Origin of the sequence: Nocardioides sp. GXQ0305 (assembly GCF_050880345.1) — a bacterium.
Lineage (GTDB): Bacteria > Actinomycetota > Actinomycetes > Propionibacteriales > Nocardioidaceae > Nocardioides.
The window spans coordinates 587,506-611,854 of sequence record NZ_JBNYXG010000001.1 but is presented as its reverse complement, the minus strand read 5'-3'; the positions used below and the strand labels follow the sequence as shown (position 1 = coordinate 611,854).

The 24,349-nt window shown below is 70.8% G+C and carries 18 protein-coding genes; 11 read left to right on the top strand and 7 right to left on the bottom strand.

Going from position 1 to position 24,349, the window contains the following annotated elements; genetic code table 11:
• Positions 1-58 precede the first annotated feature (58 nt).
• Together ACQ1X7_RS02970 and nrdR are read right to left on the bottom strand one after the other, a co-directional pair.
• A complete protein-coding gene (locus tag ACQ1X7_RS02970) occupies positions 59-2,980 on the bottom strand; it encodes a vitamin B12-dependent ribonucleotide reductase (RefSeq protein WP_432476658.1) in 2,922 nt (973 codons plus the stop codon).
• 134 nt (positions 2,981-3,114) lie between these two features.
• Positions 3,115-3,669 carry a transcriptional regulator NrdR gene (nrdR, locus tag ACQ1X7_RS02965; protein WP_432476657.1) on the bottom strand — a complete coding sequence of 185 codons (555 nt, stop codon included), beginning with the start codon at positions 3,667-3,669 and terminating at the stop codon, positions 3,115-3,117.
• A gap of 316 nt (positions 3,670-3,985) precedes the next feature.
• Here nrdR and ACQ1X7_RS02960 point away from each other — a divergent pair, with 316 nt between their 5' ends.
• From ACQ1X7_RS02960 to ACQ1X7_RS02940, 5 genes are all read left to right on the top strand, one after another.
• Positions 3,986-5,083, top strand: coding sequence for a flavin-containing monooxygenase (locus ACQ1X7_RS02960; protein WP_432476656.1), 1,098 nt, complete (start codon positions 3,986-3,988; stop codon positions 5,081-5,083).
• Between the two features lie 36 nt (positions 5,084-5,119).
• Complete coding sequence (locus tag ACQ1X7_RS02955; RefSeq protein WP_432476655.1) at positions 5,120-6,742, top strand: LuxR C-terminal-related transcriptional regulator; 1,623 nt, start codon at positions 5,120-5,122, stop codon at positions 6,740-6,742.
• A 63-nt stretch (positions 6,743-6,805) separates the two neighbouring features.
• A complete protein-coding gene (locus ACQ1X7_RS02950) occupies positions 6,806-8,413 on the top strand; it encodes a hypothetical protein (protein ID WP_432476654.1) in 1,608 nt (535 codons plus the stop codon).
• Positions 8,410-9,039, top strand: a complete 630-nt coding sequence (locus ACQ1X7_RS02945; protein ID WP_432476653.1) for a hypothetical protein — start codon at positions 8,410-8,412, stop codon at positions 9,037-9,039. The genes ACQ1X7_RS02950 and ACQ1X7_RS02945 overlap by 4 nt, the downstream gene beginning before the upstream one ends.
• A gap of 60 nt (positions 9,040-9,099) precedes the next feature.
• Positions 9,100-9,429, top strand: coding sequence for a hypothetical protein (locus ACQ1X7_RS02940; protein WP_432476652.1), 330 nt, complete (start codon positions 9,100-9,102; stop codon positions 9,427-9,429).
• Positions 9,430-9,605: 176 nt separating this feature from the next.
• Here the strand turns inward: ACQ1X7_RS02940 and ACQ1X7_RS02935 are convergent, their stop codons facing one another.
• Both ACQ1X7_RS02935 and ACQ1X7_RS02930 read right to left on the bottom strand, forming a co-directional pair.
• Positions 9,606-10,415 (bottom strand): type IV toxin-antitoxin system AbiEi family antitoxin domain-containing protein, encoded by an 810-nt coding sequence (locus ACQ1X7_RS02935; RefSeq protein WP_432476651.1) that lies wholly within the window; start codon positions 10,413-10,415, stop codon positions 9,606-9,608.
• Between the two features lie 272 nt (positions 10,416-10,687).
• Positions 10,688-11,032: a LysM peptidoglycan-binding domain-containing protein gene (locus tag ACQ1X7_RS02930; protein ID WP_432476650.1), complete on the bottom strand. Its 345-nt coding sequence runs from the start codon at positions 11,030-11,032 to the stop codon at positions 10,688-10,690.
• 245 nt (positions 11,033-11,277) lie between these two features.
• Here ACQ1X7_RS02930 and lexA point away from each other — a divergent pair, with 245 nt between their 5' ends.
• Together lexA and ACQ1X7_RS02920 are read left to right on the top strand one after the other, a co-directional pair.
• Positions 11,278-11,991, top strand: a complete 714-nt coding sequence (lexA, locus tag ACQ1X7_RS02925; RefSeq protein ID WP_432476649.1) for a transcriptional repressor LexA — start codon at positions 11,278-11,280, stop codon at positions 11,989-11,991.
• 158 nt (positions 11,992-12,149) lie between these two features.
• Complete coding sequence (locus tag ACQ1X7_RS02920) at positions 12,150-13,784, top strand: MXAN_6640 family putative metalloprotease (protein ID WP_432476648.1); 1,635 nt, start codon at positions 12,150-12,152, stop codon at positions 13,782-13,784.
• 3 nt (positions 13,785-13,787) lie between these two features.
• Here ACQ1X7_RS02920 and ACQ1X7_RS02915 read toward each other — a convergent pair whose 3' ends face one another.
• Complete coding sequence (locus ACQ1X7_RS02915) at positions 13,788-15,764, bottom strand: ATP-dependent DNA helicase (RefSeq protein WP_432476647.1); 1,977 nt, start codon at positions 15,762-15,764, stop codon at positions 13,788-13,790.
• A gap of 50 nt (positions 15,765-15,814) precedes the next feature.
• Here ACQ1X7_RS02915 and ACQ1X7_RS02910 point away from each other — a divergent pair, with 50 nt between their 5' ends.
• Complete coding sequence (locus ACQ1X7_RS02910; protein WP_432476646.1) at positions 15,815-16,504, top strand: DNA alkylation repair protein; 690 nt, start codon at positions 15,815-15,817, stop codon at positions 16,502-16,504.
• Between the two features lie 280 nt (positions 16,505-16,784).
• On the opposite strand, the gene secD is transcribed toward ACQ1X7_RS02910, so the two are convergent.
• Entirely contained in the window at positions 16,785-19,055 is a 2,271-nt protein-coding gene (gene secD, locus ACQ1X7_RS02905) for a protein translocase subunit SecD (protein ID WP_432476645.1), read from the bottom strand.
• 135 nt (positions 19,056-19,190) lie between these two features.
• Between secD and ACQ1X7_RS02900 the strand changes: the two genes are divergently transcribed.
• From ACQ1X7_RS02900 to ACQ1X7_RS02890, 3 genes are all read left to right on the top strand, one after another.
• Entirely contained in the window at positions 19,191-20,690 is a 1,500-nt protein-coding gene (locus ACQ1X7_RS02900) for a PhoX family protein (RefSeq protein ID WP_432476644.1), read from the top strand.
• Between the two features lie 177 nt (positions 20,691-20,867).
• Positions 20,868-21,170: a GIY-YIG nuclease family protein gene (locus ACQ1X7_RS02895; protein ID WP_432476643.1), complete on the top strand. Its 303-nt coding sequence runs from the start codon at positions 20,868-20,870 to the stop codon at positions 21,168-21,170.
• Between the two features lie 474 nt (positions 21,171-21,644).
• A complete protein-coding gene (locus ACQ1X7_RS02890; RefSeq protein ID WP_432476642.1) occupies positions 21,645-23,777 on the top strand; it encodes a M14 family zinc carboxypeptidase in 2,133 nt (710 codons plus the stop codon).
• A 60-nt stretch (positions 23,778-23,837) separates the two neighbouring features.
• Here ACQ1X7_RS02890 and ACQ1X7_RS02885 read toward each other — a convergent pair whose 3' ends face one another.
• Complete coding sequence (locus ACQ1X7_RS02885; RefSeq protein ID WP_432476641.1) at positions 23,838-24,323, bottom strand: DUF3830 family protein; 486 nt, start codon at positions 24,321-24,323, stop codon at positions 23,838-23,840.
• Positions 24,324-24,349 lie beyond the last annotated feature (26 nt).

The window sequence follows — 24,349 nt, the reverse complement described above, 5'->3', positions numbered from 1 at the left end:
TCAATAGGGCCATGGTGCCGGGAACCACTGACAATCCCCGGCACCGAAGCCAAGTGTCTCAACTGCAGCCGGAGGTGCTGCCGCAGCCTTCGCAGACGTAGCAGGAGCCGGCGGGGCGCATCTTGGTGCCGCAGGTCATGCAGAGGGGGCTGTCGACGGCGGTGCCGGTGATCTGCTCCAGGAGTTCGGCGCTGGTGTGGGCTTCCTTGGCCGGGGTGGCCGGGACCTCGCGCTGCTCGGAGCCCTTGGAGTCGTGGCTTTCGGCTTCGGGGGTTTCGAGGCTCGTCGCTGGCGCTCCTCGCACCTCAACCTCCGATTCCACCTCGGCGTCGACCGGGACCGACGATTCCACGAGCTCGGCGGCGGTGGTGCCGGTCTCGGCGACGGCCTCGTAGGAGCCGGTCTCGAGGTAGCGCTGGCGCTCCTCGGCCGAGTAGATGCCGAGGGCCTCGCGGGTCTCGAAGGGCAGGTAGTCCAGGGCCAGGCGGCGGAACACGTAGTCCATGACCGACTGGGCCATCCGGATGTCGGCGTCGTCGGTGAGGCCGGCGGGCTCGAAGCGCTGGTTGGTGTACTTCGAGACGTAGGTCTCCAGCGGGACGCCGTACTGGAGGCCGATCGAGATCGCGATCGAGAAGGCGTCCATGACGCCGGCCAGGGTCGAGCCCTGCTTGCCGAGCTTCAGGAAGATCTCGCCGAGGGTGCCGTCGTCGTGGGCACCGGAGATCATGTAGCCCTCGGCGCCGCCGACGGTGAACGAGGTGGTGCGCGACGTGCGGGACTTCGGGAGCCGCTTGCGGGTCGGGGCGTAGACGACCTTCTCGACCACCTGCGGTTCCGGGGTTTCGAGGCTCGTCGCTGGCGCTCCTCGCACCTCAACCTCCGGCTTCTTGCCGCCGTCGGAGAGGGGCTGGCCCACCTTGCAGTTGTCGCGGTAGACGGCCGTCGCCTTGAGTCCGAGCTTCCAGGACTGCAGGTAGATGTCCTCGATGTCCTCGACCGTCGCCGTCTCCGGCAGGTTGACGGTCTTGGAGATCGCGCCGGACAGGAACGGCTGGGCGGCCGCCATCATCCGGACGTGGCCCATCGGCTTGAGGGCCCGGGCCCCCATCGCGGTGTCGAACACCTCGTAGTGCTCGGTCTTCAGGCCGGGCGCGTCGACGACGTGGCCGTTCTCGGCGATGTAGGCGACGATCGCCTCGACCTTCTCCTCGTCGTAGCCCAGCTTGGTGAGGGCCCGCGGGATGGTCTGGTTGACGATCTGCATCGAGCCGCCGCCGACCAGCTTCTTGAACTTCACCAGCGAGAAGTCGGGCTCGATGCCGGTGGTGTCGCAGTCCATCATGAAGCCGATGGTCCCGGTCGGGGCGAGCACCGAGGCCTGCGCGTTGCGGTAGCCGTTCTTCTCGCCGACCTTGACGACCTTGTCCCAGGCCTTGGTGGCCAGCTTGTGCACCCGGGCGTCCTCGAGGTGGAGGGTCCGGACGGCGTCGTTGGCGGCCTGGTGCTTGCGCATCACCCGCTTGTGGGCCTCCGCGTTGCGGGCGTAACCGGCGTAGGGGCCGACCACGCCGGCGATCTCGGCCGAACGGGCGTACGACGTCCCGGTCATCAGCGACGTGAGCGCCGCGGCCATCGACCGCCCGCCGTCGGAGTCGTAGCCGAGGCCCATCGCCATCAGCAGCGCGCCGAGGTTGGCGTAGCCGATGCCGAGCTGGCGGTAGTCACGGGTGGTGTCGCCGATCGCCTCGGTCGGGAAGTCGGCGAAGGAGATGGAGATGTCCATCGCGGTGATGATCACCGTGACCGCCTTGGCGAACAGCTCGGCGTCGAAGGTGTCGTCGTCCTTGAGGAACTTCAGCAGGTTGAGGCTCGCCAGGTTGCAGGAGGAGTTGTCGAGCGACATGTACTCCGAGCACGGGTTGGACGCCGTGATCCGGCCGGTCTCGGGGTTGGTGTGCCAGTCGTTGATGGTGTCGTCGTACTGGAGGCCCGGGTCGGCGCACTCCCAGGCGGCCTTGGAGATCTTGCGGAACAGGTCGCGGGCGTCGACGGTCTCGATCACCTCGTGGGTCTTGCGGGCGCGGAGGCCGAAGTCGGTGCCGTCCTCCACCGCGCGCATGAACTCGTCGCTGACCCGGACGGAGTTGTTGGCGTTCTGGTACTGCACGGAGGTGATGTCGGCGCCGCCGAGGTCCATGTCGAAGCCGGCGTCGCGCAGCGCGCGGATCTTGTCCTCCTCGCGCGCCTTGGTCTCGACGAACTCCTCGATGTCGGGGTGGTCGACGTCGAGCACGACCATCTTCGCCGCCCGGCGGGTCGCGCCGCCCGACTTGATGGTGCCGGCGGAGGCGTCGGCGCCGCGCATGAAGGAGACCGGGCCGGACGCCGTACCGCCGCTGGAGAGCAGCTCCTTGGACGACCGGATCCGGGAGAGGTTGAGGCCGGCGCCGGAGCCGCCCTTGAAGATGAAGCCCTCCTCCTTGTACCAGTTCAGGATCGAGTCCATCGAGTCGTCGACGGAGAGGATGAAGCACGCGGACACCTGCTGGGGAGACTGGGTGCCGACGTTGAACCAGACCGGGGAGTTGAACGAGAAGTACTGGTGGACGAGCAGCCAGGTCAGCTCGTTCTCGAACAGCTCGGCGTCGGCCGGGGTGGCGAAGTAGCCGTTGTCTTCCCCGCCCTGGCGGTAGGTCTTCACGACCCGGTCGATCAGCTGCTTGAGGCTCCACTCGCGGGCGTCGGTGCCGACCGCGCCACGGAAGTACTTCGTGGTGACGATCGTGGAGGCGTTGACGCTCCAGAAGTCGGGGAACTCGACGCCACGCTGCTCGAAGACCGTCTCACCGGTCTTCCAGTTGGTCTGCACGACGTCGCGGCGCTCCCACGAGATCTCGTCGTACGGGTGGACGCCGTCGGTGCTGAAGACGCGCTCCATCCTCAGTCCGGTGCCTGCGCCGCTGACAGTCTCCGTCATGGTGGGTATCTCCCCTGTTCCCTGGTTTGGGTGGTGCCGTTGTCTGTCCAACACAGTGGCTCTGGCCACTGACACTTCTTGGTAGGACCCGGCGCACGCAGCTTCCCCACTACGCACGCCGGGCCCGGTCTGGGTCAGCCCGAGGGGGCTGGGGTGGGTGCCTCCGTCACGGGGTTTCGAGGCTCAGGCCCGGGGGGCCTTCGCACCTCAACCTCCGTCTCGACCTCCGCTTCGACCTCTGCCTCCGCGCGGAGCATGGCGATCTCCTGCTCGAAGTCGGCCGCACTCTCGAACGCGCGGTAGACGCTGGCGAAGCGCAGGTAGGCGACCTCGTCGAGCTCACGGAGCGGGCCGAGGATCGCGAGGCCGACCTCGTGGGCCGGGATCTCGGCAGCGCCGCTGAGCCGGAGCGTGTCCTCGACGGCCTGGCCGAGGCAGGCGAGGTCGTCCTCGGAGACCGGGCGGCCCTTGCAGGCCTTCCGGACGCCGGCGACCGCCTTGTCGCGGGTGAACGGCTCGGTCGCGCCCGATCGCTTGAGGACCGTGAGCTGCATCAGCTCGACGGTGGTGAACCGCTTGCCGCAGCTCTCGGAGGCACAGGTACGGCGCCGGCGGATCGCGTTGCCGTCGTCGGAGACCCGCGAGTCGACGACCCGGGTGTCGGTGTTCCGGCAGTAGGGGCAGTGCATCTCCGCTGGCCTCCTTCCTGTGGAGCACGGGGCGATTTCTGTGGACGAAACCCGGCATGGCGTGGATCACAGGGCCACTTCTGTGGACCTACATGTGGAGAACCACACCGTTGTAACTACCATATGTTGTGGTCGGGCGGGGATGCAAGGAGAACGCCGGAAAGGTCCGGATCATTTCCGAAAACCGCAGGTCAGCGGCTCTCCTTCCGGCGTGTCGGGGCCGCCGTGTGGGTCGTTCCACCCACATCCTCGCCGTGACCGGATGAGTCGTCCGCCCGACGCGCCCGGACGCCCGCCGTACCTAGCGTCGGCAGGCATGGACACCCACATCGAGACCGTCATCATCGGCGCCGGCCAGGCCGGCCTGGCGACCGGATACCACCTGCAGCGTCGCGGACGCCCGTTCGTGATCCTCGACGCCCATCCCCGGGTCGGCGACAACTGGCGCCGGCAGTGGGACTCGCTGAAGCTCTACTCCCCCGCCCAGTACGACAGCCTGCCCGGGCTGCCGTTCCCGGCGAGGAAGTGGACCTACCCCGGCAAGGACGACGTCGCCGACTACCTGGAGTCCTACGCCGAGACGTTCCAACTGCCGGTCCAGCTCCGCATCCGGGTGCAGCGGCTCGAGCGGGACGGCGAGGGCTACCGGGTGACCACCGACCGCGGCACCCGGGTGTGCGACAACGTGGTGGTGGCCACCGGCACCTTCGGCCGTACGCCGCACGTCCCGGCGGTCGCCGACGAGCTCGACCCGTCGATCCTGCAGCTGCACTCCAGCGAGTACCGCCGACCCGGCCAGCTCCGCGACGGGCCGGTGCTCGTCGTCGGCGCCAGCCACTCCGGGAGCGACATCGCCTACGAGGCCGCCGAGACCCGGCCCACGATCCTGGCCGGCCGCGACTGCGGCCAGATCCCGCCGCGGCTCGAGAGCCGCGCGATGCACGTGATCTTCCCGATCCTGCTCTTCGTCTGGCGCCACCTGCTCACCCGGCGCACGCCGATGGGGCGCAAGGAGATGGACGAGGTCCGGTTCCACGGCGGCCCGATGCTGCGGGTCAAGCGGGCCGACCTGGACGCCCGCGGCGTCGAGCGGGTCACCTCGCGGGTCGAGGAGGTCCGCGACGGGCTCCCGGTCGTCGACGGCACGCCACGTGAGGTGGCGACCGTGGTCTGGGCGACCGGGTTCCGCCAGGTCTTCGACTGGATCAGGCTGCCGGTCTTCGGGGAGAACGGCTGGCCACGGGAGGAGCGCGGGGTCGTCGCCGACGCCCCCGGGCTGTACTTCTGCGGACTCAGCTTCCAGTACTCCTTCAGCTCGATGCTGGTCACCGGCGCGGGCCGGGACGCGGGGTACGTCGCCGACCGGATCGCCGAGCGGGCCCCGCGGACCGAGCAGGTGCCGGCGGCCGCCTGAGCGCCGTACCCTCGGAAGCCGGGGAGGTGTCCCGCGATGGACACGGTGGGACTCGACGAGGCGCGGAGTGCGTTCGCGCGCGGCGACTGGACGACGGCGTACGACGCCTGGTCGTCGGTCGCGCTCGAGTCGCTCCCGATCCCGGAGCTGGACGACTTCGCCGTCGCGTCCGAGCTGGTCGGCCACCACGACACCGCGGTGGCCGCCCTGCAGCGGGCCTTCACCGCGAGCGAGGCGGGCGGCGACCTCCGGGGGGCGGTCACCAGCGCCTTCCGCCTGTCGATGATCAGCGCAACGCACGGCGAGCCGGCGATGGCGGCCGGCTGGACGTCGCGCGCGGAGGGCCTGGTGGCCGGGCTCGACGACGCGGTCGAGTGCGGCTGGGTCGCCTTCCTGCGGATGTTCCGGGCGCTCGGCACCGGCGACCTCACCGCGGCGTCCGCGTGCGCCGACGAAGCGGCCGCGAGCGGGCAGCGCCACGGCGACCCCGACCTCACCGCGCTCGGCCTCTGCTCGCAGGGTCGGATGGCGCTGTACGCCGGCCGGATCGCCGAGGGCCAGGCGCTGCTCGACGAGGCGATGGTGCGCGTGGTCGCGGGCGAGACCCAGCCGGTCGTCGCCGGCCACGTCTACTGCACGGCGATCGAGGGGTGCCAGGAGATCAGCGACTTCGGCCGGATGGCGGAGTGGACCGCGGCGCTCGACCGGTGGTGCCGGGCGCAGCCGGGCCTGCTCGCATTCACCGGTCAGTGCGCGGTGCACCGCGGCCAGCTGCTGCGGCTGCACGGCGAGTGGGGTCGGGCGCTGGAGGAGCTGGAGCTGGCGACCCGGCGCTACCGAGAGGTCGGTGCGCCCGACGCGGTCGGGCTGGCGGCGTACGAAGCCGGCGAGGTGCTGCGGGTGCAGGGCGACCACGCCGGCGCCGACGCGGCGTACCAGCGGGCGGCCGACCACGGCCTCGACCCGCAGCCGGGCCTCGCGCTGCTCTGGCAGGACCGGGGTCAGGGGTCGGCCGCCCTCGCGGTGGTCGAGCGGCTGCTGGGGGAGCCCGCGGGGCCGGTCCAGCGCTGCCGGCTGCTCCCGGCGTCGGTCGAGGTGCTGCTCGCGGCCGGGCAGGTCGACCGGGCCCGCGAGCTCTCCGTCGAGCTCGCGGAGCTCGCCGCCGGCTTCGGGTGCGAGGCGCTGGACGCCGCGGCGGCCGACGCCGCGGGCGCCGTCGAGCTCGAGTCGGGAGACGCGGCCGGGTCGCTGCCCTACCTGCGCAAGGCCCAGCAGCTCTGGACCCGGGTCGAGGCGCCGTACGAGCGGGCGCGGACCCGGATGCTGATGGGTCGGGCCCTCGCCGCGCTCGGCGACGAGGCGTCGGCGAGGCGGGAGCTCGAGGCGGCGCGGACGGCGTTCCGGCAGCTCGGCGCGCGGCCCGCCGCCGACCGGGTGGACCGGCTGCTCGCGCCCACCTCGCCACCCGGCGACCTGACCGCCCGGGAGGTCGAGGTGCTGCGGCTGGTCGCGACCGGGCGGAGCAACGCCCAGATCGCGGCCGACCTGGTGCTCAGCGAGAAGACGGTGGCCCGGCACCTGTCCAACATCTTCACCAAGCTCGACGTCGGGTCGCGGACGGCGGCGACGGCGTTCGCCTTCGAGCACGGGTTGGTCTGAGGCCCTGTCGCGGCGACGCGCGCGGGAGTAGCGTGGGCAGGTCCGGCCCGACAGGGGGAGACCATGGCCGACCCGCTCATCCAGCTCGAGGAGGGCGGCACCGCGCCGGTCGTCCGCTACGACATCCCCGAGCCGACCAGCTACGAGGGCAAGAACTTCATCGAGCTCGCCTTCGCCGACGAGGTGTTCGCCGACGGCGCACGCCAGATGCGGCGTACGGCGCCGGGCACCCCGTTGGAGAGCCAGTCCACCGACCAGGTCCGCGCCGAGGTGGCGGCGTACCTGCGGACCGGCAGCTCGCGGCGGCCCGAGCTGGCCAGCATGCCGGTCTCGGCGATGATGCGGCCCGCCGGGACCGTCGAGCCCGGCGTCCCCGACCCGGCACCACCGCTGGCGCCCGACGTGCTCGACGGCATCGCCGACCAGGTGGCGCAGGGCTACCACGTCGTGAAGTACGTCGACCTGTTCGGCACCCCGCGGATCACGACCGTACCGGTGCCGCCCGAGCCGGACCCGCGGCTGTTCCTGGTGGAGACGCTGCGGATGACGTCGTTCCTCGGCGACTACGGGGCGGGGCGGATCGTCAAGACCTTCACCCTGCTGCCCGGCGAGGGCACCAAGATCAGCGTCAAGACCTTCCGGCAGCGCGAGAGCACCCGCAAGGAGGCCTCCAGCGTCCTCGACTCGCTCACCCAGGAGAGCGCCACCGACCTCGAGAAGTCGCTGATGAGCGAGCAGTCGGACCAGCAGTCCTTCCAGCAGACCAAGGAGTACTACGCCGACGTCGAGGGCAGCGCGAGCTGGGGGTTCGGCAGCGCCAGCGCGAAGGCCGGCGTCAAGGGCTCCTCGAACGCCGCGCGCGAGGAGTCGGTCAAGAACGTCTCCAACGCCACCGAGAAGCACTCCTCGCGGGCCTCGGCCAAGCGGGAGGTGGAGGTCAACACCAGCTACGAGGTGACCGACAAGGAGGGCGAGGAGCTGGCGACCGAGCGCCAGATCGAGAACATCAACCTCTCGCGCACCCTCAACTTCGTGTTCCGGCAGATGAACCAGGAGTTCGTCACCCTGATCCACCTCACCGACGTCCGGATCGGCTTCTTCGACGGGAGCGGCACGTCGCGGCGGGAGGTCCCGATCTCCGGGCTCGACGGCCTGCTGGAGGAGGTCGTCGCAGCGCAGCACCGCGACTCGGTGCGGAGCATCGTCCTCGAGCAGCTCTCGGCGGTCCGGGACCGCGACGGGATCCCGGTCGACGTGGTCGACGAGGTCGAGGTGACGCCGGGCGACGTCTACCGGCGCTTCGACACCGAGCTGACGGCGACGTACACCGACGAGCGCGACCGGTCCTACACGGTGCCGGGGGTGCTGCTCAAGGTCGACCGGCGGGTGATGCGCACCGAGGGCGTCATCGTCGAGGCGCTCCTCGGCAACGGCGCCGCACTCGACGGGTACGCCGAGCAGCTCCAGCAGCTCGAGGTCGAGCGGCGGGAGGCCGAGGTCGCCAAGGAGGCGGCGCTCGCCGCGCAGGCCGCCCTGGTCAACCAGGTGATCGGCGACGGCGACGAGACCAAGGGGGCGATCGCGGCCCAGCTGCTCGTGCGTCCGTGCTGCTGCTGCGACCACGAGCACTCCGAGGCCACCGCGCCGTCCCCGACTCCTCCCCCGCCGTGAACGACGTCACCACCGCCGAGAAGGTCCTCGAGTACGGCGACCGCGCGGTCGCGCAGGGCACCCGCGTCGCCGAGGCGCCGCAGAGCAAGCAGGGCGGGCCACCTCCGCCGGCCAAGCCACCCGCCCACGTGGCGGCCGCGCGGAGCATCTGGCAGGCCAGCTTCGCCGCCGCCATCGGGACACCGGCGGTCACCATCGAGGACCTCGGCAAGGCACCGTCGGCGGGGATCCGGAAGAGCACGTTCCAGGCCTGGACCAACTCCGCGACGCAGATCTTCGTGAGCAAGGGCCTGGGGACCGACGCCGCCGCGCTCCACGTCGTCCTCCACCACGAGGCCGAGCACATCAAGCAGTTCCGCAGCCACGGCAACAAGCCGCCGGGGGACTACGCGGCGATGATGACCTACGAGTGCCAGGCCTACGGCGCGTCCGCCACGATGACGCAAGGGCACTCGGATCCCAACATCGCTCAGTACCACCCCGACATGAAGGCCGCGGCCGACAGCTACCGCAACGAGATCAAGCGGGTCGAGGCGCTCACCAAGGACCTGGGAGTACGCAACGCCGAGTACAAGAAGTTCCTCAAGCTCCCGCAGCACAAGACCCTCGCCGATCTCTACCGGTGAAGTCCGGGCCGTCGCCGAGTCCTCCCACGCGGCGTGGCCCGATCGGACACAATGTCCCCCGTGGCGCAGGGGAAGCGGGTCGGACCGAAGAAGAAGGCATCGTTCCGACCGACCGCTCTCCTGCTCGCCGTCGGCATCACCCTCGCCGTCGGGGCGTGGGGCTACCTGGTCAAGGCCTCGATCGACTTCGGGATCCAGGCCCGCAACGGCACCTCCGGCGCCTGGACCTACCTCGGCCTTGCCTCCCTCGGCGCCGTCGCCTGCCTGTTCGTGGGCCTGATGCTGGTGGCCCGGCTGCTCCGCACGCTCGGCATCACCTCCCCCTCCGGCCCGAAGCAGCAGGAGGCCGAACCCCCGCGCCCCGTGGGTGGTCACCGCTCGCGGCACTGAGGCTTGTGCCCCGTGCGCGAGTCACCCGCTGACCTCGATCCGGGGCACAGGGTCAGTTGCGCAGCTCGGGCATCGGATCGGCGCACCACCCCATCCCCGCAACTGCAGCAGCGCCCCGATGCGAGGAGCCGTGGCGCAGGGTCGGTCGAAGACCTGCCCCCAGCCCAGCCGCACGGTCAGCCGGGAAGCGAGGGCGGCGTCGAGGTCGCGATCGAGGTCCAGGTCGCGTGCGCGGGCGGTGTCGTGGAACAGCCTCCCGTCCAGCTCGACGACGACGCCGTGCGCGCGGTAGTCGACGTCACGGAGGATCGCGCCACGACTCGATGCTCTGACCTGTCGCGCGGCGCGCGCAGTCCGTGTGCTCGCTCGACTCGCTGCAGATAGCCGTGCTCGAGCACCGAGCAGGTTCCGGCAGCGACATCAGCGAGCACCCCCTCGAGGAACTCCCGTCGGGCGATCCGTTCGCGGTGGCCTAGTGCCTCCTGAACCCGAGCCGCCGTCGTACGACGCGCCTGCACGGCGTTGGCTATCTCGGCGATCGCTGCGAAGTCGCTGGTTGCCGAGGACGCGACGTCGAGGACGGCATGCTCGATGGCCACACGCGGTGGCGACGCATTCCAGATCACCCGCTGATCCAGCCGACCGAGGTAGTGGCGGACCACTCCGGACGGTGGCTCGACCGTGCGGCACCGATCGACCGCGACGTGGATCGCTGGGTCGCCGGGTCCACGACGGCCGGGACCGTCCACCACTCGGATCGCGGACCGGTGGCTCAGCGCGGCGGGTTCGAGCGCGAGTACGGCAGCCCAGGCGCGCTGCAGCCACGTGAGCGGCCCGGTGTGGTCGACGTAGACGCCGTGGTGGACCGTCGCCCACTGTCGTCGGCGGAGCAGCCGTCGGACGTCGTGCGGCTGCAGACCAGCGGCCAGCGCCTGCCGACGCGCGACCACGCCGGACTGGAGCTCGATCACGTCGCACAGTTCCACGTGCGCAGCGTCGGCCGCATCGGGTCCGGCCGCCACTGCCGACGAGCTCGCTTGTGGACAACCCGTTGTGCCCCGGATCCGGGTCACCAGGTGGCACGGATCCGGGGCACAAAGCCGCGAGGGGTGAGCCAGCGTGTGGCTCACCCCTCGTCTTCCCCGGCCCCTTCGAGACGGTCGCTGCGCGACCTCCTCAGGAACCACCATCGGCAGCCGCTGGGGTCGAGGCAGCGGCGGCCGATGGGAGCTATTCAGTTGTGGTCTCGGGTGGTCGGTCAGGACTCGACCGGCACCCGGAGCTTCTGGCCGGCGTAGACCACGGAGGTGTCGAGCCGGTTGAGGTCCTCGATCTGCTCGACCATCGCGGCGACGTCGCCGTCGGTGGTGACGCGGGCGGCGATGTCGTAGAGCGTGTCGCCGGGCGCGACCTGGACCACGAGCGTGGCCTCGGGGGTGCCCGGCTGCTCGGTCGCGACCGAGCCGCCGCCCCAGAGCACACCCAGGGCCAGCACCAGCAGCAGCGCACCGGCGAGCACCACCAGCCGGCCGCGTCGCGTCAGCCGCACCTGCGGCGAGCGGAGCCGGAGCGTCGGGGTGGGCGAGAGGGTCATCGTGCTCATCGGGACCTCCTGGGGAAGTGGCGGTCAGCCTGGTGGTCTGTGCTGTCGATCGGAGCCTGACGGAGACCACTGACAACCAGTGGATCGAGCAGGTGTTCGATCGAACACGTGTACGACGTTAGAGCACGTGTTCGAATCGAGTCAAGAACCTGTTCGAACGGATTTCTCCGACGCCGACGAGGGAGGCCGACACGCTGTTCGAACAGGTGTTTGAAATCCCGGGGCCGTGGTGGGACCCTGCAGCCATGCCGAAGAAGAAGCTCGCCGAGCTGCCCGACGGTCCCCCGGACGCGACCGGGCTGACGCCGCGCCAGCAGAAGGTGCTCGCGACGATCAAGGACTCCATCGAGAAGCGCGGCTACCCGCCCAGCATGCGCGAGATCGGCGAGGCGGTCGGGCTGACCAGCTCCAGCAGCGTCGCCCACCAGCTCAAGACGCTGGAGGAGAAGGGCTTCCTCAAGCGCGACCCGAAGCGCCCGCGGGCGCTCGAGGTGTTCCTGCCCGAGGTGATGGCGGCCCGGCGCTCGATCGGCGGGGCGGAGGAGACGGCGTACGACGAGACGGGCGTCGGCGACGCGATGCCGGCGGCGTCCTACGTGCCGGTCGTCGGCCGGATCGCGGCCGGAGGTCCGATCCTGGCCGAGGAGCGGGTGGAGGACGTCTTCCCGCTGCCCAAGCAGCTCGTCGGCGACGGCCAGCTGTTCCTGCTCGAGGTCAAGGGCGACTCGATGGTCGACGCGGCGATCTGCGACGGTGACTACGTCGTGATCCGCCAGCAGCCGACGGCCGACAACGGCGAGATCGTGGCCGCGATGATCGACGGCGAGGCCACGGTCAAGACGTTCCAGCGGAAGGCCGGCCAGGTCTGGCTGCTCCCCCACAACGACGCCTACGACCCGATCGACGGCACCCACGCCACGATCCTCGGCAAGGTGACGGCGGTGCTGCGGCGGGTCTGACGCGACGCTGGCACAGGTGGTTTCGAGACGGGCGCAGAGCGCCCTCCTCAACCACCGGCCATCGGCAAACGCCTGCTTCGTGAATCGCCGGACGAGGGTGGGCTAGACGGGTTAGGGTTTGCCGGTCTTCGCCTTCCCGGACAAGGAACTCCCACCTGATGCGTCCCCGCCTGCTCACCGCGCTCGCCGCCGGTGCGCTCACGTTGTCCCTGCTCGGCCCGACCGGCGCCCAGGCCGACGACCCGGACGTCTCAGCCCCGACGCCGCCCGACACGACCACGGCGGAGGAGGCCACCGAGGTCCTCGAGGAGGCCGAGGAGCTCTTCGAGGAGCGCCCTCCTGCTGAGGCCCAGGAGTTGCTGGCCGATGGGGGACTCGACGCCACCATGGTGCTCAACGAGCTCCTGCGGGCACGGCCTGACCTTTCTGCGCAGCAGCGCCGGCGGGCTGACGCTCTGCTGGCTCGACCGACCGACGGCGCCTCCGACCCCTTCGGCGACGGGTACCGCAGGCGAGAGGCGAAGCCCGTGTGCGGCGGAGCGATCTGTGTCCACTACGTGCGCCGAACAGCCGACGCGCCGCCGCGTCGGGATTCCGACGGCGACGGAATCCGCGACGCCGTCGAGCAGACACTTCAGATCACTCGTGCCGTTCACAGCACCTTTGTGAACTCCGGCTACCGGCGACCCGACTCCGATGGTCGGCGCGGCGGGCGCAGGGGCAAGGTCGACGTCTACCTCGCCAATATCGACGAGGACGGCTACTACGGCTATTGCGCGAGCGACCAGCGTCAGGCGCCTAGCGGCACGTCCAATCGATGGGCGTACTGCGTCGTAGACGACGACTACGCAAGGTTTGCGACCCCGGAGATCACGGCGCTGGAGAACCGGAAGGTCACGCTGGCTCACGAGTACTTCCATGCCGTCCAGTACGCCTACGACGCCTTCGAGGACGGTTGGTTCATGGAGGCGACCGCCGCATGGGTTGAGGATGAGATCTACGACTCGGTGGACGACAACCGGCAGTACCTCTTGGCCGGACAGCTGGGTTCACCTCGGGTCGCACTCGACCGGTTCGACACGTTCGGAGGGGATGGCTACGGCCACTACGGGAACTGGATCTGGTTCCGCTACCTGACAGAGCGCTGGCCCCAGGAACTGGGAACGTTGCCCCGGTTCGTCCTAGAAGCCTGGCGCGGTGCGAGCGGCCGCCGCGGGGCCGCGAACCTCTACTCCACCCAAGCCATCAACGCCGCACTCAACGACCGCGAAACGAACTTCACGGAGGCGTTCGGGGACTTCGCCGCCGTCAACCGAGACCCGGCTCTCAACTACGAGGAGGGTGGGGCCTATGAGGCCGACCCCCCCTTCCCGATCCCGGCGGCGCGGATCCGAACGCACCCCATATCCGCGACCTCTGAGCCGGTGGGGGATGCGGTGACCGTGGACCATCTCGCCTCGGGGACGGTGGGGTTCGTGCCCGTCGAGCTCGCGGAACCCGGCTGGACCCTCACGGTCTCTGCCACCCTGCCGCCCGCGACGGCGCAGTCGGTCCGCCTTCTGGTGCATCAGGCCGACGGCACGGTGACGACGGCTGAGCTCCAGCCGACGGGGGAAGAGGTCAGCGCGACCGTACCCTTCTCCACCGACGATGTGAGCGACGTCGAGCTCGTGGTCGTGAACGCCAACCGACAGATGACGTGCTGGAAGAACCGTCCGTACGCGTGCAGCGGGATTCCGCGCGGCGACGACTTGGTGACGAACTACAGCACCTCGTTGCAGCCGCCTGTGTAGCGGTCACCCGGCGGCGAGCCGGGCCAGCGCCTGCCGGACCACGGCGGGGTCGGTGGTCTGCCACATCGGCGGCAGGCTCGCCCGCAGGAAGCCGCCGTAGCGAGCGGTGGCCAGCCGCGGGTCGAGCACGGCCACGACCCCTTGGTCGGTGGTGGTGCGGATCAGCCGGCCGGTGCCCTGGGCGAGCAGCAGCGCGGCGTGCGTGGCCGAGACCTCCATGAAGCCGTTGCGGCCCTCGCGGTCGGCCGCCCGGGCGCGCGCCGACATCAGGGGGTCGTCGGGGCGGGGGAACGGGATCCGGTCGATGATCACCAGCTGGCAGGTATCGCCGGGCACGTCGAGCCCCTGCCAGAGGCTGAGCGTGCCGAAGAGGCAGGTGTGGGGGTCGCCGACGAACTGCCGGGCCAGCTCGGGCAGCTGGGCCTCGCCCTGGGCGAGCGTCGTCAGGTGGGGCAGCCGCTCGCGCACCACCGCGGCAGCCGCCTCCGCCGCCCGCCGGCTCGAGAACAAGCCCAGCGTCCGCCCCTCGGCGGCGTCGACCAGGTCGACGATCTCGTCGAGCTGGGCCGCGCCCAGGCCGTCGCGGCCGGGCGGCGGCAGGTGGCGGGCCAGGTAGAGGATCGCCTGCTTCCCGTAGTCGAACGGCGACCCCACGTCGAGGCCGCGCCACGGCACCACCGAGTCGCCGGCATCGTCGGGCTCGGCGCCCTCCTCGGCAGGCTTCAGCCCGAGCGAGGTGGCGATCGCCGAGAAGTCACCGCCGAGCCGCAGCGTCGCACTGGTGAACACCACCGTCTTGTCCGACAGCAGCTTGTCGCGCATCGGCCCCCACACCTGCAGGGGCGCCACGTGGAGCCGCGCGGGAATCCGATCGGTGGGCTCGGAGAGCCACAGCACGTCGGACTCGACCTGCGCGGCCATCCGCTCGGCCGTCGTGAAGATCTCCTGCACCGAGCCGCGGGCCTGCTGGCGACCGGCGTCGCCCTCCTCCTTCTCGCTCTCGCGTGGGTACGCCGACAGGCAGGCGCGGGCCGCGTCGCGGACCAGCACCAGCGCGTCGGACAGCGCCTCGGGGACCTGGTCGAGCCGCCCGGCCTCGGTCTCGGCGATCGCCGTCGCCAGCGCGTCGCCGGCGTCGGCGAGGTCGTCGGCCGCCGACCCGGACGACTCCGTGTCGACGTGCTTCTGGGAGCGCCGGGCCGCGCGGTCGACGTCGGACGGGGCGAGCTCGTCGGTCGCCGCCTGGGTGACCCGGGCGACCACCTCGTGGGCCTCGTCGATCACCACCACGTCGTAGTCGGGGATCATCGGCACCCCCTCGATCGCGTCGATCGCCAGCAGCGAGTGGTTGGTCACGACCAGGTGGCTGCGGTGGGCCTCCTCGCGCGCCACCTCGACGAAGCACTCCTGCCCGAACGGGCACCGGCTCGCCCCGAGGCAGTCGCGATGGCCGACGCTGACCTGCCGCCACTCGCGGTCGGTGTGGCGGGGCGCCCGGTCGCGCTCGCCGCTGCCGCCGTCGTCGGCCTCCTTCTCGGCCCACGCCCGGAGCTCGAGGACCTTGCTGGCCATCGACCCCTCGGGCACGTCGACGAGGGTGCCCTGGTCGTCGGGCACGCCCTCGCGGATCCGGTGGAGGCAGGCGTAGTTGGACCGGCCCTTCAGCACGGCGTACGACGTGTCGACGCCCTGCTCGCCGACCGCCTCGACCAGGCGCGGGATGTCGCGCTCGACCAGCTGGTGCTGGAGCGCGAGGGTCGCGGTGGCGACCACGACCCGGTCACCGTGGAGAAGGCTCGGGACCAGGTAGGCCAGCGACTTGCCGGTGCCGGTGCCGGCCTGGACGAGCAGGTGACGGCCGTCGTCCATCGCCTCGGCGACCGCCTGCGCCATCGCGACCTGGCCCTCGCGCTCCTGCCCGCCGAGCGCCTCGACGGCGTGGCCGAGCAGCTCACGGACGCGGGGGTCGGGCTCGGGCACCCGCGCACTCTAGCCACGCCGTCCGACACGGCCGCCTACGATCCCCAGGCATGGGCACCCCTCCCCTGCTGGCGGCGATCCGGGCGGACCTGGAGACCGCCGGCGACCCGGAGCGGGCCGAGGCGCAGCGGGCCTACATGCGCTCGGAGATGCCGTTCCACGGGGTGTCCTCACCGGAGCTCAAGCGGCTGCTCCGGCCGCACCTGGCGGCGTACGCGCCCGGGGACCGGGCGACCTGGGAGCGCGACGTGCGCGAGACGTGGGACGGCGCGACCCACCGGGAGGAGCGGTACGCCGCAATCGCCCTGGCGCGGCACCGGGTGGCCCGGCCGTGGCAGGACCCCGACGTGCTGCCACTGCACCGGCACCTGGTCGTGACCGGGGCGTGGTGGGACCACGTCGACGTCGTGGCCAGCCACCTCGTCGGTGGCGTGCTCCGCGGCCACCGGCCGGCGACCACCCCGGTGGTCCGCGGCTGGGCGGTCGACGACGACCTGTGGTTGCGGCGTACGGCCGTGCTGGCCCAGCTCCGGCACCGCGAGGACACCGACACCGCGCTGCTGGCCGACGTGGTGGAGGCCAACCTCGACGACCCGTCGTTCTGGCTGCGCAAGGCGATCGGCTGGGCGCTGCGCGAGCACGCCCGCACCGACCCCGACTGGGTCCGCGAGCACGTCGCCGCCTGGGGAGACCGGATGTCGGGCCTGTCGCGGCGCGAGGCGCTCAAGCACTTCGCCTGATCCTGGTCACCGCCCTGCGCATCTCCAGGGGTTTCGAGGCTCGGCGCTGGCGCGCCTCACACCTCAACCTCCGGCTGCCAGAGGTGGTTTCGAGACGGGCCTTGACGGCCCTCCTCAACCACCGGAACCGGTCCCCTCCTCAACCACCGGAACCGGGCCCCTCCTCAACCACCGGAACCGGAGGTTGAGGTGCGAGCGAAGCGAGCCTCGAAACCCCCGCACCGCTGAAGGGCGGCGACCACTCACGGTCCTGCCCGAGGTCACGAGGTTCCGAGGAGGGTCAGACGACGGCGCCGGAGTCCTCGGGGTCGCGGACCTTCTTCTGCTTCTGCTCGCGCGGCATGGGCGCCTTCTCCTGGAACCAGATCAGCAGCGGCGTCGCCAGGAAGACCGAGGAGTAGGTACCGACGACCAGGCCGACGAGCAGCGCGATCGCGAAGTCCTGCAGGGAGTCGCCGCCGAGCAGCGCCAGCGCGGCCAGGATGAACATCGCGCCGAGGCCGGTGTTGACGGTACGCGGCACGGTCTCCAGGCAGGCCCGGTTGGAGACCTCGGCGAACGACTTGTCGCGCGAGGCTCGCCAGCGTTCGCGGATCCGGTCGAACACCACGACGGTGTCGTTGACCGAGAGGCCGATGATGGTCAGTGCGGCGGCGAGGAAGACCCCGTCGATCGGCTTGCCCAGCCAGGCGAACAGGCCGAGCACCAGCAGCACGTCGTGGAACATCGCGAGCACCGCGGAGACGCCGAAGGTCCACTTGAACCGCACCGCGAGGTAGAGCATCTGGGCGAGCAGCGCGATCCCGAAGGCGAGCAGCGCCTTGTCGCGCAGCTCCTCACCGAGCGAGGGGCCGATCTGCTGGTCGTCCTCCTTGGTGATGTCGCCACCGATCTCGGCGAGGGCCGCCTCGATCTGGTCCTCCTCCTGGTCCGACAGCGGCCCCGTGCGGACCGTGATGTCAGCGGTGTCGGCCCCCTGCACGACGGCCTCGGGGAAGCCGGCCGAGGCGATCGCGTCCCGCGCCTCGTCGACGGTGACCTCCTGGGACGTCGAGTAGTCGAGGGTGCGGCCGCCGGTGAACTCGATCCCGAGGTTGAGGCCCTGGACCAGGATGCCGGCCACCGCGATCGCCATCGCGACGAGCGACCCGACGATCCAGGTCTTCCGGCGCGACATCAGGTCGAAGTCCCTGGCGTCCAGCCACGCCCGGACCCTGCCGACGTAGCCGAGGCCGGTGAACCTGGGCCGCTTCGCGACCCACGGGATCGAGACGCCGACCTCGGTCAGCATCCGGGCGACCACCAGCGCCGAGATCATCGAGGCGATGACACCGATCGACAGGGTGACGCCGAAGCCCTGCACCGGGCCGGACGCCAGGATGAAGAGCAGGGCGGCCGCCAGCAGGGTGGTCACGTTGGAGTCGAGGATCGCCGACCAGGCCTTGTTGAAGCCGATGACCAGCGCGCGTCGTACCCCGGCCTTGGGGGCGTCGTCGTACTCCTCCCTGGCGCGTTCGAACACCAGCACGTTGGCGTCGATGGCCAGGCCGATGGCGAGCACGAACCCGGCGAGGCCGGGCAGGGTGAGGGTCGCGCCGAGCGCGAGCAGCATCGCGTAGGCGATGAGGGCGTACGACGCCAGCGCGATCGTCGCCAGGAAGCCGACGAAGCGGTAGACGAGGGTGATGAACAGGCCGGTCAGGATCAGGCCGATCAGGCCGGCCTCGAAGGAGTCGTCGATCGCCTGCTCGCCCAGGGTCGGGCCGACCAGCCGGTCGGAGATCAGCTCCAGCGGCAGCGGAAGCGCGCCGCCCTCGATCAGCGCGGCCAGCTCCTGCGCCTCGGCGGTGGTGAAGTCGCCGGAGATCTCGGTGGAGCCGGTGATGCTGCCGCCGCACGGCACGTTCACGCCCGGGCTGGAGATCACCCGGTCGTCGAGCACGATGGCGATCCGGTTCTTGGCGCCCTGGGCGCAGGCGGCGTCGGCGGAGAGCTTGCCGAACGCGTCGGAGCCCTCGCCGTTGAAGTCGACGTTGACGACCCACTGGGTGGACTGCTGCGGCTGGGCCGCCTCGGCGCCGGTGATCTGGTCGCCCTGGAGCGCCACCGGCCCCATCTCGATCACGTCGCCCTGGTCGGTGGGCAGCACCAGGTTGTCCGGGTCGGCCGGCTTGGTCTTCTCCTCGGGGACGGTCCGGATCACCGGCCGCACCTCGAGCTGGGCGGTCTGGCCGATCCGCTCCTCGGCCTCGGCCGCCTCCTCCTCGTCGGTGATGCCGGGGAGCTCCACCAGGATCCGGTCGTCGCCCTGCCGGACCAGCGTCGACTCGGCCACGCCGAGCGCGTCGACCCGGCCGCGCAGCACCTCGAGGGTGCGGTCGACGTTCTCCGGAGTCGCCTCGGTGTCCTCGGTGCTGTTGACCTGGAAGATGAACTGGGCGCCGCCGCGCAGGTCGAGGCCGAGCTCGGGCTTCTGGTTGACGACGATGGCCGTGGCACCCGCGAGGATGCCGATGACGACCAGCAGTCGGACGACGACACCGCGGGACATGGGGCGCATCTTCCCCCACGGGGGCGGCCGGTCCAATTCCCGGGGGTCGTGGGCCGCGTCGCCGCGAGGGGGGTGACGGGAGGCCGCCGGCGTCCTAGGTTGGCGAGACACCGTCGCCGACCCAGGGGGGCCCACATGTCCGTCGATCGTCGCTCGCTTCTCAAGACCACCGCCGCCGCCACCGTGGTCGGAGGCCCCTTCGCGGGACTGGTCAACGCACCGGCCGAGGCCCTTCGCCCACCCGGCACCGTGACCCTCGTGCCGATCCCCGACGAGCGCGACGGCGCCGTACGGCTCCACCTGCCGAAGGGCTTCCACTACCGGTCGTTCCACGACACCGAGTTCCCGGTCGTGCTCGACGACGGCACCGCGCTGCCGGGCCGCCACGACGGCATGGGGGCGTTCCGCGGACCGCGCGGCAACGTCATCCTCGTCCGCAACCACGAGGTCACCAACAACCCGAACACCCCGGCGTTCGGGCCCGGCACGCCGTACGACCCGGGCGCGGGGGCGGGCACCACGACCATCGAGGTCACCAAGCGTGGTGAGGTGCAGCGCGCCTTCACCAGCCTCAACGGCACGATGTTCAACTGCAGCGGCGGGATCATGCCGTGGGGCTCGTGGATCACCTGCGAGGAGACGATCAACGGGCCCGACGTCGGGCCGGACTTCACCGGAGCGTCCAACCTGGGGCTGCAGAAGCCGCACGGATACGTCTTCGAGGTGCCGAAGGACGGGCAGTCGAACCGCGAGCCGATCACGCACGCGGGCCGGTTCCCCCACGAGGCGGTCTCGTTCGACCCGGTCGACGGGATCCTCTACCTGACCGAGGACAACTTCGAGTTCCCCTCCGGCTTCTACCGCTACCTGCCGCCCAACGACGCCATGAAGGACGGCCGGATCGAGGACGGTGGGCGGCTGCAGATGCTCGCCGTGAAGGGGCGGCCCAACATCCACCTGGAGGAGCGGCAGCCGGCGCGGGCGTCGTACAAGGTGGAGTGGGTCGACATCGAGGAGCCCAACCCGACGTTCCCCTACACGCCCGGCGAGGAGGCACCGACGACGAACGACGCCGCGCTCGTCGCGGTCGGTGACCAGGGGCGGGCGCAGGGCGCCGCGCTGTTCTCGCGGCTGGAGGGACAGGTGTACGACGACGGCGTCATCTACTTCACCTCCACCCAGGGCGGCGGACCGATCGAGGACGACACCGACGACGACAACGCCAACGGCTTCGGCAACGGCAACGGGCAGGTGTGGGCCTACCACTGCCGGAAGCGGCGGCTCGAGGTGATCTACCAGGCGCCGGTCGACGACGCGGAGGCGAACCAGACCTTCGACTTCCCCGACAACATCACCACCAGCAAGCGCGGCACGCTCGTGGTGTGCGAGGACTCCACGGTCGACAACTACATCCGGGGCCTCACCCGCCGGGGTCGGCTCTGGGACATCGCCCTGAACCGCCTCTACAGCCAGATCGCCACCGTGCCCGGCACCACGGACCCGCTGCCACGGTTCGGCGACGAGTTCGCGGGCTCGACCTTCAGCCCCGACGGCCACACCCTCTTCGTGAACATCCAGGCCTCGCGCGGCATGACGTTCGCGATCTGGGGCCCCTGGGGCCGGATCGGCGTCTGACTCTGGGGAGGAGGTTGCGCAGCTTCGGTGGTTGAGGAGGTTGCGCAGCAACCGTTGGTTCCTGAGGAGGGCCGTCAGGCCCGTCTCGAAGGGCTCGAAACCACCACTGGCCGATGGTTCTCCACAGGGCGTCGTACGGGGCTGGTGCGAGGGGTTCATACGGCGGGACGCTGGCGCATGGCCTGGACCTACATCCTCGAGTGCGCCGACCGCACCTACTACGTCGGCAGCACCGTCGACCTCCAGGGCCGGGTGTGGCAGCACCAGAACGGCGAGGGCGCGGCGTACACGCGGCACCGCCTGCCGGTCACCCTCGTCTGGAGCGCGCAGTTCGACCGGGTCGACCAGGCGTTCGCGTTCGAGAAGCGCGTGCAGGGGTGGGGTCGCCGCAAGCGTGAGGCGTTGATCGAGGGTCGGTACGAGGACCTGCCCGAGCTGTCGAGCAGGAGCTGGTCCGCCGTACGACGATGGCGGGAGTGACCGTTCTGCCGAGGGTGGTGGACATCCCCGGTGGTTGAGGAGGTTGCGCAGCAACCGTTGGTTCCTGAGGAGGGCCGTCAGGCCCGTCTCGAAGGGCTCGAAACCACCCGTGCCGGACAGTGGCGAACGGCGTACACCGGTGACGACCGGTCTGCCCATGGTGGTTTCGAGACGGGCCTTGCCGGCCCTCCTCAACCACCGGTACCGCGCGGCGTCGGTGGTTGAGGAGGTTGCGCAGCAACGTCCGAAACCACCTGTGCCGGACTCTGGCGAACGGCCTACGCCGGTGACGACCGGTCTGCCCATGGTGGTTTCGAGACGGGCCTTGACGGCCCTCCTCAACCACCGGGGCTCGCTCTCCTCGACCACCGGAACTGCGCAATTACCGGCCGGAAGGTCTGGACAAGAGGGGGGCCGCGTGATTTTCTCAGCATCACCTGCGGCCGACCTGCGCCGCTCTTCTCGGGAGGAAGCATGCACCCACCGCGCCCCCGTTCCCGCCGGACCGGCAGGATCGTCTTCGGCGGAGCACTGGCCACCACCCTGGCCGCCAGCCTCGTCGTCCCCGCCCTCACCACCACGGCCACCGGCCGCCCCCAGGAGGCGCCCGACGACCGCGTCCAGATCGTGATGGTCGACGCCCCGACGGTCGACCAGCGCAACGAGGTCCTGGCCCTCGGCCTCGACCCCACCGAGCACGCCACCCGCAAGGGCATCGAGGTCGTGCTCTACGGCGAGAAGGACGCCGACCGGCTCCGCGAGGCCGGCTTCAGCTGGGACGTCGAGGTCCGCGACCTCGAGGCCCAGATGGAGCGGCAGCGTGCCGCTGACGAGGAGTACGCCGCCTCCGTCGACGAGTCGCCGCTGCCGAGCGGCCGGACGTCGTACCGGACCTACGAGGAGTACCTCTCCGACATGGAGATGCTCGCCGACAAGTACCCCAAGCTCACCAAGCCGGTCACCCTCGAGAACGAGACGGTGCTCGGCGAGAAGATCCGCGGCCTCGAGATCACCAAGAACGCCGACGACGTCAAGGACGGCAAGCCGGTCTTCCTCCTGCTCGGCGCCCACCACGCCCGTGAGTGGCCCAGCTCCGAGCACACCCTCGAGTTCGGCTTCGAGATGCTGGAGTCCTACACCGCCAACGACCAGCGGGCCGTCCGGCTGATGAACGGCCTGCGGCTGATCATCGTGCCGGTCGTCAACGTCGACGGGTTCCAGATCTCCCGCAACGCCGACCCCGGTGACCCCGAGGACGACTTCGACACCTTCGACTACGAGATGAAGCGCAAGAACTGCTCGATCTCGGAGAACACCCCGGAGCAGTACACGGTCGGCACCTGCGAGGACAACCCCGCCGGCCGGCTGCGCGGCACCGACCTCAACCGCAACTACCCCGGCTTCTGGGGCGGCGGCGGCGCCAGCACCAACTGGTCGAGCGACACCTACCGTGGCGACGGCCCGGGCAGCGAGCCCGAGAGCGACGCGGTCCGGAAGCTCATCTCCGAGCGTGCGGTCACGATGATGATCAGCAACCACACCTACTCCAACCTCGTGCTGCGGCCGCCGGCCATCGCCTCGACCGGCAAGGCCCCGGACGAGCCGGCGCTCAAGGAGCTCGGCGACTCGATGGCCGCGGCCAACGGCTACACCAGCCAGGCGTCGTACCAGCTCTACGACACCTCGGGCTCCACCGAGGACTGGAGCTACTGGATCACGGGCGGCTACGGCTACACCTTCGAGATCGGTCCCGACGGGTTCCACCCGGCCTACGAGGACGCCGTCGTCGGCGAGTACATCGGCGACACCGAGGCGTCCGGCGGGGCCGGCGGCAACCGGGTCGCCTACTACCGGGCGGCGCAGACGGCCATGGACCCGGTGCACCACTCGCAGATCACCGGCAAGGCACCCAGGAACCGCACCGTCACGGTGAGCAAGACCCACATCTCGCCCACCTCGCCGGTGCTCCAGCCCGACGGCTCGACCGGGCCGCAGCGGTTCTACGAGGACACCCTCACGACCGACTACCGGACCGACGGCGGGCGGTTCACGATGGACGTGAACCCCTCGACCCGGCCGCTCGTGGTGGGTCGGTACGGCCGCGAGCCGCAGGCTCCGCCGCAGGACGAGGTCACGCTGGTCAACCCCGACGGCGTCCCGGCCGTGGGCGAGCAGGAGGAGACCACGTTCGAGGTGGAGGGCCTGCCCGACGCCGACAACGGGTTCGCGACGGTCTCGGTCGAGTGGCCGAGCACCGACGCGGCGGCGTACGACTGGGACTTCTACGTCCTCGGTCCGGACGGTGAGGCCGTGGGCTCCGGCGCCACGCTGGCGAACCCGGAGGTCATCAAGATCCCCGACCCGGTCGCCGGGACCTACACCCTGGTGGCGGAGAACTACGCCGGCGGCGACGCCGACCACGACTGGACGGGTGAGGTCACCTTCCAGAGCCCCGAGCCCCCGCAGTACAGCGGGATCAAGGAGGCCTGGCAGCTCACCTGCACCAACCGCCGTGGCAAGATCCTCGGCAGCCGTGAGGTCGTCATCGACCGCGGTGAGACGGTGAACGTCGGCAACGCGTGCCAGGAGCGCAAGCGGCGCCGCTGACCGACCGCAGACGACGCGGGCGGGGCCATGGGGGGCTCCGCCTGCGTTCTGCGTCCGGGCTCAGGCGCGGGCGAAGGTCAGCGTCTCGCCCCGGGCGCCGCCCATCCACACGTCCTGGCAGGCCGCGGCCATCTCCGGCAGGCCGTCGACGATTCTGGCGAACACGTTGCCGGGCACCCAGCCCTGGTCGCCGTTGATCAGCAGGTTGTTGCGGCCGTAGAACACCGCGAGGTCGATGATTGCGCCCATCGACCGGTGCTCCTCCTCCGACTCGTAACCGTACGCCGGGTTGCCGAGGTCGTCGCCGTCGAACCCGAACCAGCACACGTCCCCCGGGATCGGCGTGATCGTGGTGTTCTCCTTGCCCGGGTCGCCGGGCGCGAACTGGGGGTGCAGCGCGTAGATCTCGTTGCGGGCGTACTTGCCGTGGAACACCGGCGCCGAGAGCGGCAGGTGGTCCCACACCGCGGCCGCCGTACGGGGCGCGGCCTCGTCGAGCAGCACGGCGGTGCAGCTGACGCCTCGCTTGTCCAGGCTGATGGTCATGTGTCGGGGCACGGTTCTCCTCGTGG